Origin of the sequence: Nostoc sp. FACHB-190 (assembly GCF_014696905.1) — a bacterium.
Taxonomy (GTDB): domain Bacteria; phylum Cyanobacteriota; class Cyanobacteriia; order Cyanobacteriales; family Nostocaceae; genus Nostoc_B.
The window spans coordinates 22774-36397 of the sequence record NZ_JACJQW010000008.1 but is presented as its reverse complement, the minus strand read 5'-3'; the positions used below and the strand labels follow the sequence as shown (position 1 = coordinate 36397).

9 protein-coding genes are annotated in these 13624 nt (G+C 43.2%); 3 read left to right on the top strand and 6 right to left on the bottom strand.

The features are described 5' to 3' along the window. Positions 1-162: 162 nt before the first annotated feature. The 6 genes from H6G28_RS11700 to H6G28_RS11675 form a co-directional block, all read right to left on the bottom strand. Positions 163-1200, bottom strand: coding sequence for an ABC transporter substrate-binding protein (locus H6G28_RS11700; protein WP_190670911.1), 1038 nt, complete (start codon positions 1198-1200; stop codon positions 163-165). Positions 1201-1242: 42 nt separating this feature from the next. Then, positions 1243-2241: an aldo/keto reductase gene (locus tag H6G28_RS11695; protein WP_190591741.1), complete on the bottom strand. Its 999-nt coding sequence runs from the start codon at positions 2239-2241 to the stop codon at positions 1243-1245. Positions 2242-2633: 392 nt separating this feature from the next. Further along, positions 2634-3284: a carboxylesterase family protein gene (locus H6G28_RS11690; RefSeq protein ID WP_190670909.1), complete on the bottom strand. Its 651-nt coding sequence runs from the start codon at positions 3282-3284 to the stop codon at positions 2634-2636. Between the two features lie 87 nt (positions 3285-3371). Further along, positions 3372-4910, bottom strand: coding sequence for an amidohydrolase family protein (locus H6G28_RS11685; protein WP_190591739.1), 1539 nt, complete (start codon positions 4908-4910; stop codon positions 3372-3374). A 133-nt stretch (positions 4911-5043) separates the two neighbouring features. Beyond that, positions 5044-5208, bottom strand: coding sequence for a hypothetical protein (locus tag H6G28_RS11680; RefSeq protein ID WP_190591738.1), 165 nt, complete (start codon positions 5206-5208; stop codon positions 5044-5046). A gap of 226 nt (positions 5209-5434) precedes the next feature. Further along, positions 5435-6799 carry an LLM class flavin-dependent oxidoreductase gene (locus tag H6G28_RS11675; RefSeq protein WP_190591737.1) on the bottom strand — a complete coding sequence of 455 codons (1365 nt, stop codon included), beginning with the start codon at positions 6797-6799 and terminating at the stop codon, positions 5435-5437. A gap of 742 nt (positions 6800-7541) precedes the next feature. Here H6G28_RS11675 and H6G28_RS11670 point away from each other — a divergent pair. The 3 genes from H6G28_RS11670 (at position 7542) to H6G28_RS11660 (ending at position 13548) form a co-directional block, all read left to right on the top strand. Then, positions 7542-8831 carry a hypothetical protein gene (locus tag H6G28_RS11670; protein ID WP_190670907.1) on the top strand — a complete coding sequence of 430 codons (1290 nt, stop codon included), beginning with the start codon at positions 7542-7544 and terminating at the stop codon, positions 8829-8831. A 296-nt stretch (positions 8832-9127) separates the two neighbouring features. After that, entirely contained in the window at positions 9128-10573 is a 1446-nt protein-coding gene (locus H6G28_RS11665; RefSeq protein WP_190670905.1) for a DUF3131 domain-containing protein, read from the top strand. A gap of 161 nt (positions 10574-10734) precedes the next feature. Continuing rightward, complete coding sequence (locus H6G28_RS11660; protein WP_190670902.1) at positions 10735-13548, top strand: DUF3131 domain-containing protein; 2814 nt, start codon at positions 10735-10737, stop codon at positions 13546-13548. The last annotated feature ends 76 nt before the right edge of the window (positions 13549-13624 follow it).

Genomic DNA, 13624 nt, shown 5'->3' with positions numbered 1-13624 from the left:
TTATGTAGGTAGGGAGTAGGGAATGGGGAGTAGGGAGTAGGAAAGACGGCTGATCTGGGTGTACTGATTTTTTTCATAAATCAAATATGAGTCCTATATACCCTTGCACCCTTGCACCCTATCTTCACAGACAATCTTTGTGGTTATGTCCTGTGCAAGAAACTAAACCATAATTTCTGATGGTGTGATAGCAGCATATAACTCAGGTGGAAGTAAGGCTTCTTGAATGTTGATTTTCTTGGGTATGACACCTGATTCAAAAAATAAATCGGCTACACGTTGTTGTTCTGCTATCAAAGACGGACTTAGACCTCTGCGTCCGGCGAAAGTGCGGCGAGACATTACTAAATCGGCTACATCTGGTGCTAGTTTTTGTTCTGTAATTATCAATTTTTTGACTTCATCTCGATTTGCATCTGCCCATTTATCAAGACCATGAAGTTCCTCAATGATAATTTTGAGTAAGCCAGGATTTTCTTCCGCAAACTTTCGATCTGCAATATAGTAACTACCAGGAGAATCTAAACCTACAGAATCTCTGAGGACACGAATACGGTTGAGTTTTTGGGCGATCGCATAATGGGGATCACCAGTCATCCACACCGGAATTCTCCCTTCTAAAAAAGCCGCCCGTGCTTCGATAGTCGGTATACTTCTGATTTTTATATCTTTGATAGTCAAACCAATAGATTGTAAAGCTCTCAAAATAAAATAGTGGGATGCTGAACCTTTTTGAAAATATACTTCCTGTCCCTTAATTTCTTCAAATTTAGTTAAAGAAGATTCTGGTGGTACAGCAATCACACTACTTGTTCCTGTTGTTGGCGTTCTTTGTGTACCAACAACATAAACCAATTTGGAACCAGCGACTTGTGCAAAAATTGGCGGCGTTTCTCCTACAGAACCCACATCAACTTTACCTGCGGCCATTCCCTCCATCAGTTGCGGCCCTTGGACAAACTGCGCCCATTCCACCTTAATTCCCAATGGTTCTAGGCGTTTTTCTAAAACTTGGCGATTTCGTACCAAATCCCCCGCACTCTGATAGCCCATACGGAGGACTTTAGTTTTAATTTCTAAATTGGCAGTTTTGATTACTTGCTGTTGGGTTTGTTGACTACAACTTCCCAACATATATGCCATAGAAAAACCACATATACCCGATGTGGCAACATTGAGAAAACGACGGCGATTAACCATAATTCTGCTTTTATTTTTACCTTTTGCCTTACCTATCTCGTACTAACGCAGCGAATCTCCTCTTCTGTATTCGGCGGTAATATCGTCGAGTTTTTGTTTCAAATTTTCATCAAGTGTGACTTCCAAAGCTTTGAGACTGTCACTGAGTTGTTCTGGACGACTCGCGCCAATGATGGGGGCAGTAATAATCGGATTCGCCAAAACCCAAGCTAATGCTAAAGTTGTCAGAGATAAACCAGCATGATCCGCCACTGTGCGTAATTCTTCCACAGTATTGAACTCGCGATCGCGCCAGTAACGCTCTTGATAACGTTCTGCCGCAGTACCCAAGGTAAAACGAGTGCCGGCTGTGGGGCCTTGATTAAAATTATGTTTACCTGTTAACAAACCACCCGCCAAAGGATTGTAAGGAATTACACCCAGTCCTTCTTCCTTCGCCAAAGGTAATAGTTCTCGCTCAATTTCTCTAAATAACAAATTGTAGCGGGGTTGAATCGAGACGAAGCGAGTTAAATTCCGCACATCAGCCCGACCCAAAGCACGGGCAAGTCGGTAAGCTAAGTAGTTAGAAACCCCAATGTAGCGCACTTTCCCAGCACGCACCACTGTATCTAATGCTTCTAGTGTTTCATCAAGGGGAGTTGACGCATCATCAGAATGCAGTTGATACAAGTCAACATAATCAGTTCCCAGTCGTCTTAAGGAAGCATCGATCGCATCTAAAATATGTTTGCGTGAAGCTCCTTGATCCCAAGGTGCAGGGCCAACCTTGCCCACAGCCTTGGTAGCCAAAATAAAATGTTCGCGCTTACCTTTTAACCAGCGTCCAATAATTTCTTCGGTACGCCCAGCCGTAGCTAAACCACCACCTAAAGGATAAACATCGGCTGTATCTAAAAAATTGATTCCCGCCTCGGCGGCTGTATCGAGGATTTTTATCGAAGTTTCTTCATCCGTCTGCAAGCCAAAGGTCATTGTACCTAGAACAAGGCGCGAAACAGTCAATCCAGTTTGACCAAGTTTCGTAGTTGGTAATGTCATAGTTGTTGGTTTAGTTGGGGAATAGGTAAATACCGTTTAGATAAGGCTTAAGTCCTTTGTGAAAGCAAAGTTTTTTAACGAACCGCAAAGGACACAAAGGACTCAAAGATAATAGGACTTACGCAGACTCTAGATTTCTTGGCGTTCTTGGCGACTTGGCGGTTCGATAAATTAAGCTTTGTGGGAATTTTTGCGTAAGTCCTAGATAAGAAAAACTGCTTAAATGAACGGTATTGGAGTATGGGCAAATACGATTCAGTTAATTAGAAATCTTGATTCATCCGCGTAGCCTGCGGCAAGCCGCTTGCGCGTCTATATCTGCGTCCATCTGCGGTTAATTATTTTTATCTGAACCGTATTGAAAATTTCGCATCAAATCTATGATTTCTGCTTTAAACAGCTACAGAAGCACGACGGCTCTGTGAAATTAGCCAATTTTGCAATTTCAAGTCTGTATACACTTCATCGGCGATAAAGTGATCACCTTCAGGTAATACAGTAAAATCTACTGTGCCACCCACTCCCCGTAAGGTATCAACAACCTGCTGTGTAGCGTCGATTGAGAGTTTTTCATCCTTAGCACCTTGGAATATTTGGATGGGAATTTCCTTGAGTGCATCTATTTGGCTTGATTCTAAGGTTTGAGGAACGCGACCAGACACCGCTACCAAACCAGCAAAGCGACCAGGATGAGAAGCAGCGATATGCCAAGCCCCAGCAGTTCCCAAGCTAAATCCAGAGATAATCACACGGGAAGCATCGATAGGCCGGGAAGCAATGAAATTATCTAACAAAGCAATCACATCTGATTCTCGCTCTACCCAAGTCTGTCCTTCAGGAAGTTGGGGCGCTAAAAAGAAGTAAGGTAAAGAGCTTGATTCATTCACAAACCGAGGTAAGCCCCATTTCAGCAGCACATCTAAATCATTGCCGCGATCGCGTGCGCCATGCAAAAACAATACTAAAGGCGCGGGTTTGTTGGCATCTTCCCCAACAGCCGAGAACAGATAAGGCAATAAACCAGAGCGACGTTCAATAGCCATAGTTATAATTCCTTCCTTGTATGTTTGGTGGTTAGATCCCCGACTTCTTAAAGAAGTCGGGGATCTCGTAACCTCTCAGCAAAAGATTTAAGCTACGACAAGTTTTTGATCAACTTGTGGAGAAGTAAAGCTATTTACCTTGGATTCAATCGCTGTACCCTTGAAGAAATCAGGGTTAGCTTCGGTATAGAACTTGTAGGGATTACTAAATACGTAAGCTTTGAAGTCGTCTTCAGTAATTACGCCTTCTTTCACCAAATCCCAGCTTTCAGACAATGGTGAGGTGAGGTCGGGTACATCCCAGTGACCAACGTCGGAAGAATAGATGGCGTTAATCTTCACACCCAAGGGATTAGCTTTGTTGTTGAATGCTGCGGCGATGGTGCGATCGTCAGATTCGGAACCAAAGAAGAAGCTATTCACCCAGCGATCGCGGATGTCTTCAATGTTTTCAATTCCAGCCGCAGCAAAGTCTTCAAGTTCGCTACCAATTGGCGCACGGCTATGACGGCTGAAGGAAGAACCAAGTACACTCTTGGTTAATTCTTCTTTGCTGAGGGAATATCCTTCAGTAATTTCGCCACCAAAACGCTCAAACAACTCAAACAACTCATCTGCATTGGTAAGGTCTGGATTGTAGTTTTGCAGTGCTTTGATATTACGTTTGGAGAAACGGTCTACCAAATGAATGTAGACGTGAGCGCCCCAATCTGCACCACCTTCCAGCATCCCCACGCGCAACTGAGGGAAACGTCTGGTAACACCGCCGAAGAACAACGCTTTAGCAAATGCTTGGGAACCATCGGCAAAGTGACCGATGTGGTTGTTCATGTAATTACTGATGGAAGAGCGTCCCGTCCAACCTTGGCTACCATAGTGAGTAGTAATTGGCACACCCAATTCCACAGCCTTAGCCCAGAATGGATCGTAGTCGTATTCGCTATCTAATCCAAAAAAGTCAATGTAAGAAGCATATCTGGCGATTTCAGGGAATTGATCGGCGGGATATTTATCGGCGATCGCTTTAATTGGACGTTTCACACCACCAGGAATATTTGCTACTTTTAAACCTAGGGTTTTTACAGCAAACTCTAACTCTTCGATGGCTTCTTTTGGAGTAGTCATCGGGATACCAGCTACCACCGTCAAGCGATCGCTATATTTGCGATAGATATCAGCGTGGTAGTGATTGACCGCCCGTTGTAGTGCTTGGCGATTTTCTGGGCTGGCTCCAGCAGGTGCAAGCACATTATTGGGAAACAATACCGAATAGTCTGAACCTTGCTCTGCTTGGCGTTCATAAAGTAGTGCAGGCAAAGTGTAAGTAGCAAGGTCTAGAGTATTGCGAGTAACTCTCGCCCACCAAGGCGATCGAATTGTGCGATTGTATTGACGCTCTTCTGGAGTTTGTTGATACCAGTCTTTACCGTTACTCTTAGAGTTCAGCCGAGAAGATTCTGCCTTGCGTAATTCGTCTACAAGCTTTGACCCGCCGTATTTAGCAATGTAATCTTCAAAAGCCGGGGTGAAATCATTAGTATGAACGTCGGTATCAATTACCGGATAATCAAGGGTGGCTCTGATTGCGGCAGAGGGAGAAGTTTTTAATCTGCTATATTCAACCATATTTTTTCCTTCAAAAATCAAAGGTTTTCTGAGCATCCGCAGTAGGGTTATCCTTTGTCATTGGTCATTTGTCCTTTGTCTTTGCTCCACAATTAACCAATGACAAAATTTTTATGTTCTGTAGGGCGGGGATCTACAGAAAAAGCTCTTTAACTGGTGTGGCTTCATCATCTGTGAAAAATTGATTTACGCCATTCCGACAAACTTTTGTTGTGCAGAGATCCAAAGCTGATTTAACGTGATACTTACCTTTGAAACCCCTCTCCAAACCTCTCTCCGCTTCGGCTACGGTGTACACACAAGTCTTATCAAGTTGCCTAGTAGCACTTTGATCCCCCCTAACCCCCCTTTTTAAGGGGGGAATTTTCTTCAAGTCCCCCTTTTTAAGGGGGATTTAGGGGGATCAGAGGATTTGTGTGTACACGGTAGCTCTGCTTCGGGGAGAGGCTTTGAATCTTATTCCCCTTCCCTTGTAGGGAAGGGGTTGGGGGTTAGGTTTGAGATAAAGTTGCACACGGCTTGATTTATGCCAATACCAATCTTTCATTCTGTTGTTTAGCAACAAAACCATTGACTGGACGACGCAGACCGAGATTTTCACGCAAGGTACGACCTTCGTATTCAGTCCGAAATAGTCCGCGTTTCTGGAGAACAGGAACGACCAAGTTAACAAAGTCATCCAACCCTGTAGGTAGTATTGGTGGCATGATATTAAAGCCATCTGCTGCCCCATTGTTGAACCATTCTTCTAGTTGGTCAGCAATGGTTTCAGGTGTACCAAGTATGGTGCGATGGCCTCTTGCGGTCGCCAAGGCCAGATACAACTGGCGGAGTGTGAGAGTCCCACGAGTGGCTAAATCTTTTACTAGCTTCAGACGACTCTTGTTATTGTTGGTGTCGTTTGGTAGTTCAGGCGCTAAATCATCTAAAGAATATTTTGATAAATCAACACCTTTGTAATAGGTCTTTAAAATACCCCAAGCAACATCAGGATGAATTAAAGATTGCAGGAACTCATATTTTTCTTGGGCTTCTGCTTCAGTCCGGCCAATGATGGGGAAAGCTCCAGGCATGATTTTTAGATCCTCTGGAGAGCGCCCATATTTCGCTAACCGACCTTTGACATCAGCGTAAAATTCCTGGGCATCAGCTAAGGTTTGATTGGCTGTAAAGATTACTTCGGCTGTCCGTGCTGCCAAGTCTCGTCCAGCTTCCGAGGCTCCAGCTTGCACAATTACCGGATAACCTTGCGGTGGACGACCAACATTTAACGGGCCTCTGACGGAAAAGTGTTTGCCTTTGTGGTTAAGTATATGCAGCTTGTCGGGGTCGAAATAGATGCCTGATTCTCGGTCACGAATAAAGGCATCATCGTCCCAGCTATCCCACAGTCCTTTGACTACTTCGACAAATTCTTCCGCCCGTTCATAACGCTGGCTATGTTCTGGATGATGCTCAAGACCAAAATTCGCAGCAGCATTCTCATTACCTGTTGTAACTACGTTCCAGCCTGCCCGACCATTACTGAGGTAGTCTAGTGAGGCAAACTTACGTGCCAGGGTGTAGGGTTCTTCGTAGGTAGTGGAGGCAGTAGCAATGAAGCCGACATTTTGAGTAACAGCAGACAAAGCCGAAAACAAAGTGACTGGCTCGAAATGCACTAGTTTGCCATTGCGTTTTTGAGTCTCTGGAGAGCCACCCCAGACTCCTGGACTATCTGCCAGAAAAACTGCATCAAACAAGCCACGTTCGGCGGTCTGGGTAATTTCTTTATAATGCTCAAAGTTGAACCCAGCATCTGCTTGTGAATCGGGGTGCCGCCATGCGGAAACATGATGTCCAGTGGCTTGAATAAATGCACCTAAACGAAACTTACGTGTTTTGCTCATCTGCTTTTTCTTGTCTATGCGTCTAGCTAAAGGCTGTTTGGGTAACGTCAGTCAAATATCTGACGCTACGATAAATTAGTAAATTTTTATGGGTCAAAGCTCGTATGTCTACTCTTGTTTGAGCTTGACAAAACTAGTAATGCTGCTGTTTGGCGCTTGAGCTTATACCACAAATTGATGTAGTAATCTGAGTCAGCATATACAGTTTACACATCTAGATCCAGAAAAGATGTGCTGTACAACACAATATCATGAAAATCTAATTGTTAGTTAATCGAACATTAAGTATTGCAAACAGGGCTGAAGAAATTAAGGGTTTAGGGGTGTAAGGGTGTAGGTTTTTTACGTTATGCCCCAAAAACCTTGATTTAGGGTGTGGGGGTATGAGCCCGCATTTCTCACAAGCTTCAGGCGTTTGATGGGGCAGAGGGGCAGAGGTGCGGAGGGGCAGGGGAGAGAGTACCTTCATTCTCCCCTGCTCCCCTGCTCCCCTGCTCCCCTGCACAGGCTTTGAAAGGTGTGGTGAGAAATCCGGGTGAGGGGGATGGAACTCTGATTAAATCGTGATTTTTAGAGTCGCTACTCATCACCCTGTTAAAAATCTACACTTGTGAGGTTTAGGGGTGTGGAGGTGTAGTTATGCAGTACTTTATTGGGCATCATAATGCCAAGTCTCAGCAATTTAGGAGTTGCTCAAGCATTTTTTTGTAACTTTTTTTGTCTTAAATTGTAGTCATTACAAATGAGCAATATATTTAAATGTTATATTTTGGGATTTCGGGATAACTTTTACTGGGGTTGGATTGGGAATTACCAATATGTTCAATGGCAAGTAGTTTTAATATTGAGCTTTTGGAATTTATTTGGTGGAAATTCCCAAGCGGCTCAAAACAGAAGTTCATTACCAGCACTAGTCAGTAACTTAACATCAATTGATTCTGTGCTTTTTCAAAATCAAGAAAGTCAGCAAATTAAACTTCCTGAACAATTCAATCAAGCACCGATTTTAATTGCTGCACCAGAAAATTTTAATCCGGGGTTGCGAGTACCGCCACCATTACCCAAACCACCAGTCATCAAACCACCAGAAAAACCTAGTCCACCTCCAGCATCAAAGCCTGAGAAACCAACTAAGCCTGTAGTTTTAGAAGGTATTCAAACTAATTTTCGCAATAATACAGATAACTTTGGGCAAAGAAATTTGTTTATTGAACCGACTTTGCAGTGGCGATCGCCTAATGGCAATAAAATATTTTTGACTACTGGTTTTAATTTATTTGAACAACCGGGTATAGAATCAGTTAGCAATATTCCTGTAAAACTTGGCTGGCAAGGAAAAATCGGTGACGCAACTTTACACACCACAGCCGGAGTTGATTTTTTTGACCGCTTACCCACAGCCATCAATTTCAATGCTAAATTTGAACTCCCAATAGTGCCGCCTCAAGTTTCTTCTACGGGAAAATTACTGTCGGGTGTCACATTATCAGGCAATGTAGACCACAGTCCTTATAAATTTAATGCTCAAACCTTAGAAAATCAAATTACAGCTTGGCGGTTTGGCCCTGATTTATATTGGCAAATTGATAAATACACAAGTTTGTTTTCTTCTTTGCGCTTGGGTAACTACAATGATGGGAATTTTGAAATTCAATCATTCAGCAGATTAGAACGCAAGTTGGGACAATTTTCTCTGGCGGCTAACTTATTTAACTGGAGTTATAGCCGCAATGCAGAAATCACAAATGGCTATTTTTCTCCACCAGATTTTTTGGTATACAACGCTGAAGTTGCTTGGGAAGGGGAGATTGCTGATTTTTTGCGTTGTCGGCTGTTCGCCACTTTAGGACAACAACGGTTAAATGGTGAATTGGACGATGCTTATGGTTACGGTAGTCGCTGTACAACTAAGTTCTCGCCCATTCTAGACGCTGAACTAGACTACAGCTTTAGTAATGTTCGCAATCAAAGCACGGGGGGAGGTGGCTATGGTAGTAACTCTTTAACCGGACAGTTACGTGTCAAATTTTAACTGTCCATCACCAGTATTTTTAGCTACTCAATTAAATGAAAATTCGCAAATTTTTATACTGATTATTTATATTACCTGCGTATATATAAGCGTTAGTCATAACAGTGTTTGATCACGAAGTGAGACAAATTTATATAAGTTAATAAACCCGAAAAACCTTTCATAAAGGGGATTTTACACTCTTAACTAACAGTTGGTTACAACTAACATTTGTGAGTTATTCCCTAACGTTGGGAAAAATAAGCTTGTTATGAAGATAACTAAAAAATGATTTACATTATAAGGCTTTGCTTAACATGAGTTCTGATTTTCAACCACCACCTAAAGGCTTATCTATCCTGAGTTATGTTGGAGGGGTGGTGACAGCGATAATTGCGATCGCTGGGTTAAATTTTTGGTCTGGTCGTCTTTCCCAAAAGACACAAACACCAGAAGTATCAGCCTCTCAAACTGCTACTCCCACAGATCAGGTAGATACACAAGCCCAAAAAATCGCCAAACTTGATGCTGACTCTGCCGTTTTACCAGGAACACCAATCGCCGCCAGTGAACTTGTAAGCAAAACACCTTACATTGCGCCGGGAGTAGGCAAACTCGATGCAGCAGAGATGGCGGCGGCGCGTTTAGCTTGGTCATATTTCCAAAAAAACTGGAACGAGAAAACCGGCTTAGTTAATTCTGTGGATGGTTTTGCATCTGTCACGATTTGGGATCAAGCAGCTGCGATCGCAGCTTTGGTTAGCGCCAAAGAACTGAATATTATTACTAACGCAGAATTTGAAACGAAGATGACCAAAATGTTGCAGACTTTAGCATCTTTACCTTTATATAAAGGTGAACTGCCGAACAAAGTCTACAACGCTCAAACTCTCATACCTGTTAATTACGGTCAACTCGATAAACCAGAAGAAATTGGTTGGTCAGCCATTGATTTGGGAAGAATGGCAATTTGGCTGAAGATTGTGGAAGCCAAGTATCCCAAAATGCGATCGCCTGTACAAGCTGTGTGGCAACATTGGCAAGTCAAGCGCCTCACCAAAAATGGTCAGATGTACGGTACATCTGTTGTTGAAGGTAAAGAGCAGTATAACCAAGAAGGTCGCTTGGGCTATGAAAATTATGCTGCTTATGGTTTGAAGCTTTGGGGTTTGGATGTTAAACAAGCCTTAGATTATCAGTCGAATACAGCTTTTGTGAATCTTTACGGTCAAGGCGTTCCTTATGATCGTCGGGATGCTAACAACTCCGGCGGAAATAACTACGTCCTCAGCGAACCATATATTCTAGACGGTATCGAAACAGGATTCCAAGCACTGCCAAAAGCTTATGCCGATAGAATCTTAGCGGCTCAAGCAGCGCGTTATCAAGCCACACAAGAATTAACCGCCCTAACCGAAGATAACTTAGATCGTCCACCATATTTTGTTTACAATAGCTTGTTTGTCAACGGTAAACCTTGGGCGACAATTACCGATACTCAAGCACAACATAATAATTTACGTTTTCTCAGTGCCAAAGCTGCGATCGGCTGGCACGTACTTTACAAAACTGATTACACCCGTTCTTTAACTGATACTGTCTTCTCTCAACTCAAATCAGAAAAAGGTTGGTACAACGGCTTATATGAATCTCTGCGTCAACCAAATAAATCTCTAACGGCAAATAATAATGGGGTGATTTTAGAAAGTTTGCTTTATAAACAAGTTGGTCAACCTTTGATTATTTGGGCGGGAGTCAAGTAAGTAGGTCAGCGTAAATAATTATTGTGGGAATAAGGCAGGTAAAGAGTTTGAGGCTTATTGACTTTTCTGCAAATAGCTTGATTTGATTACACCGACTTACTTAAATAATTGCTAATTATTCATACTTGGAATTCGTGCCATTACAAATTTTTTGAAATCTTATGCGCCAGTACTTTTCACAAAAATTGTGGAGATGGATTGCATTGTTCCTAATTGGAACATTCTTGCAATTTTTAATTTACATCCCCACGCCAGTTTTATCGCAAAATGCCAATAGCTGTAGCAATATTACTGCGCCTCTGACAGCCGAAGAACAAACTTATGCCCGTTCTGCTTGGCAATATTTTGTCAAAAATTATCAGCCAGCAACCGGATTTACCAATTCTGTGGGGGGTTATCCTTCAGGAACCCTGTGGGATATGGGGAATTACTTGATGGCGTTAAATGCGGCGCGATGGATGAATCTGACTGACCAAGCAGATTTTGATTCTCGTCTGAATAAGTTTTTAACAGGGTTGAGCAATATCAAACTATTTGAAGATGGCTTACCCAATAAAGTCTATAACACAGCTACCGGGCAGATGGTTGATTACGGTAACAATGCCATTGAACGGGGTATTGGCTGGTCTGCTTTAGATATTGGTCGAGTTTTAGCGGCGTTTGATGTGATTCGCACTTGTCATCCCCAATATAATGATTGGCTCAAAGGCATTATAGCCAGGTGGCAAGTAGCGCGATCGCTCAAGGATGGACAACTTTACGGGGCGACGGTTCTCCCAGATAACAAAACATTATTAGTCCAAGAAGGGCGACTAGGCTACGAAGAATATGCCGTCCGGGGGTATCAACTCTGGGGTTTTTCTGCACCCAAAGCTTTGGCCTGGGAACCATATAAAACAGTGGAAATTAATGGTGTGCAGATTCCCGTTGACACCCGCGATTTTCAAAGTACTAACGCCAATAATTACATTGTTAGCGAGTCTTATATTTTAGATGGCATTGAATTTGGCTTACAAGGTGAATTAGCTGATTTTGCAGCTAAAGTTCTGGAAGTGCAGAAGCGCCGTTACGAAGCGACAGGTCAGTTAACAGCAGTCACCGAAGATAACATCGACCAAGCACCTTATTTTCTCTACAATACTGTTTACGCTAACGGGCAGAGTTGGGCCACAATTACCGATACTAACCAACCTTATCCCCAGTTTCGCAGTGTAAGTACCAAAGCCGCATTTGGTTGGCGTTACTTGTACCCAGATAATGCTTACGCCCAAAAACTGTTTGATGCAGTCAAGGATCTGCGTAGCCCTGATGAAAGTGGTTATTATGCAGGGATTTATGAGGAAACGAAACAGCCAAATAAAGCCTTAACTGGGAATACCAACGGGCTAATTTTAGAGATTTTGTACTACAAAGCCAGAGGAAATCGTTCTTTAATTACTGGTTATGTCAATACAGCCGCCAAAGCACCAAGTAATAATAATTCTGCGGCGACTCCCACACCCACAAATCCACCGCCAACATCTGGGAATAATTCTAATGTGGGAGAGGTGAAAGTCACGCCCAATCCCCCAGCCAAGAATCCCCAAGTTGAGGAGGTGGCGATTACCCCGATTCCCCCAGTTGATAGCCCAAATTCATCATCTCAGTTGAAATTAACTCGACCATTAACAGTGGTAGAACGGCGTTATGCAGAAGCGGCTTGGAGGTATTTTCAAGCCAATTATCATCCCAAGAATGGCTTAGTTGACGATCGCAGTGATTTCAAAGGTGCAACACTCTGGGGATTAGGCGATTATCTCGCCGCACTCCACACCGCCCGATCATTGGATGTAATTTCCCCAAAAGAATTTGACCAGCGCACCCGCCATTTATTAGCAGCGTTAGGAAAATTACAGTTATTCGCCGGGGAATTACCGAATCGGGGTTATGATACGCGATCGCTCCAACCCATAGACTACGGCGGTAATCCAGTCATTGAAGGCAATGGTTGGTCAGCTTTGGATATTGGCAGACTGTTAGCTGGGTTGTATAACTTAAAAAGCTACCATCCAGAATATACCAAAGCGGTTGATCAAATTGTCTTGGATTGGTCATACCTGCGGGTAGTCCGGGATGGATTGCTTTCCAGTGCGACGGTGATTAAAAATCCCCAAGGGCGATATCTGACTCGCGTCAACCTGGATACTCGTTTAGGGTATGAAGAATATGCAGCACGGGCTTTTCAATTGTGGGGATTTGATGTCTCAGGTTCGGCTGTGGGTGGCGAATATCAAACAACTGTAGTAGAAGGAGTGAAAATACCGACTCAGCGTCAACGTACTGATACTAACTCCAAAGTCAATCAATACACCGTCAGTAATCCGTTTCTTCTTTATGGATTAGAGTTTGGTTTAGATCCGAAAATGCGATCGCTATTTGAACCCATTTTCCAAGCCCAAGTTGAACGTTACCGTCGCACCGGGACTTTAACAGCCGCCGCGACAACCTTAATCGACCGCAAGCCTTACACTGTCCACAGCGCCATTACCGCCCAGGGCCAACCTTGGGAAGCTGTTAGCGATGATGGACAAACGGTACCCCAAGGAAGAATGGTCAGTACTGCTGTGGCTTTTGGATATGCTGCTTTGTTACCAGACAATCAATACAGTCAAAAGTTACTGCAAGGTACAACTGACTTATATAACCCACTCACAGGTTTTTACGAAGGCTTTTACGAAGCTACAGGTAAAACCGCCGTTGGCTTCACCAGCAGCACCAACAGTATGATTTTGCAATCTTTGTTGTATACACTCACCAAGCACAAACCCTTAATTGCTGCCAATACTTCCCTGAATTCTCCCTGGTGGGAAGCGATCGCCCAAGGAGATTCCGGCCGTGGTCTTCCTCGAATTCCTCAGCCAAAAATTAAACTAATTTCTGATAGTAATGGCAATTACTGGGCATCTCCGCCAGAAAATCACCGCACTGCAAAATAATTTGCGATTGTAGATAGCAAATAAATTCCACAGATACATCTGGAGGCTGATTGAATATTTGAAATTGATTTTTTGA

Coding starts and splice junctions, on each gene's coding strand:
- H6G28_RS11700 (WP_190670911.1), bottom strand. CDS start 1,200: ATGGTTAATCGCCGTCGTTTTCTCAATGTTGCCACATCGGGTATATGT.
- H6G28_RS11695 (WP_190591741.1), bottom strand. CDS start 2,241: ATGACATTACCAACTACGAAACTTGGTCAAACTGGATTGACTGTTTCG.
- H6G28_RS11690 (WP_190670909.1), bottom strand. CDS start 3,284: ATGGCTATTGAACGTCGCTCTGGTTTATTGCCTTATCTGTTCTCGGCT.
- H6G28_RS11685 (WP_190591739.1), bottom strand. CDS start 4,910: ATGGTTGAATATAGCAGATTAAAAACTTCTCCCTCTGCCGCAATCAGA.
- H6G28_RS11675 (WP_190591737.1), bottom strand. CDS start 6,799: ATGAGCAAAACACGTAAGTTTCGTTTAGGTGCATTTATTCAAGCCACT.
- H6G28_RS11670 (WP_190670907.1), top strand. CDS start 7,542: ATGAGCAATATATTTAAATGTTATATTTTGGGATTTCGGGATAACTTT.
- H6G28_RS11665 (WP_190670905.1), top strand. CDS start 9,128: ATGAGTTCTGATTTTCAACCACCACCTAAAGGCTTATCTATCCTGAGT.
- H6G28_RS11660 (WP_190670902.1), top strand. CDS start 10,735: ATGCGCCAGTACTTTTCACAAAAATTGTGGAGATGGATTGCATTGTTC.